The 547-nt window shown below is 59.8% G+C and carries 1 protein-coding gene; it reads left to right on the top strand.

Annotation, left to right across the window (positions count from 1 at the left end; genetic code table 11):
• Position 1 precedes the first annotated feature (1 nt).
• Positions 2 to 466, top strand: coding sequence for a hypothetical protein (locus tag C100_RS33425; RefSeq protein WP_024019390.1), 465 nt, complete (start codon positions 2 to 4; stop codon positions 464 to 466).
• Positions 467 to 547: the final 81 nt, after the last annotated feature.

Genomic DNA, 547 nt, shown 5'->3' with positions numbered 1-547 from the left:
CATGGTGCTCAACCTGATTGCCCAAGTTTCCCGTTCCGACGGCAGCGCCGGGCCGTTGGTAGCCAAGGGCGGCGGCCTCATGCCCTTGCGTGACTGGCTTTGCGATGCGCTGACGCCAATGGGGCAGCGCGACCCCCGTCGCGTAGCCCTGGAAGAGCGGATACGAAGCGATCTGGCAATGTCCGGCGCGTTGCCGATGGATGAGGGTCAGGCCACGGCTATGGTCGAAGACGCCATCCGTGAGCAGGTACGGGCTTCGGGCAAGACGAATGTGAGCCGGGCGGTGTCGGAGCTGGTGCGCGCTGGCTTGCTCAAGCGGCACTATCAGGGCTATTGCGTCGATCATCACAATCGCGGGGCGCAACGCCAAGCCGTCTATGTTCTGGCAGGGTGCGCGCGCGGTCTGATTGGCGGCAGACAAGAACAGCCAAGAGCGGTTCCACGCCAGGCTGAACTCGTGTTCTGATAGCCCCGGAATTGGCAGAATTTAACATAACTATTATTATCAAGCTAAATAATTGTAGCAGGGTGGATTCTAGATCGAAGT

The sequence above is a fragment of the Sphingobium sp. C100 genome, assembly GCF_000508185.1.
GTDB lineage: Bacteria > Pseudomonadota > Alphaproteobacteria > Sphingomonadales > Sphingomonadaceae > Sphingobium.
The sequence above is the reverse complement of the archived record's forward strand: the minus strand, read 5'-3'. Positions and strand labels throughout refer to the sequence as shown.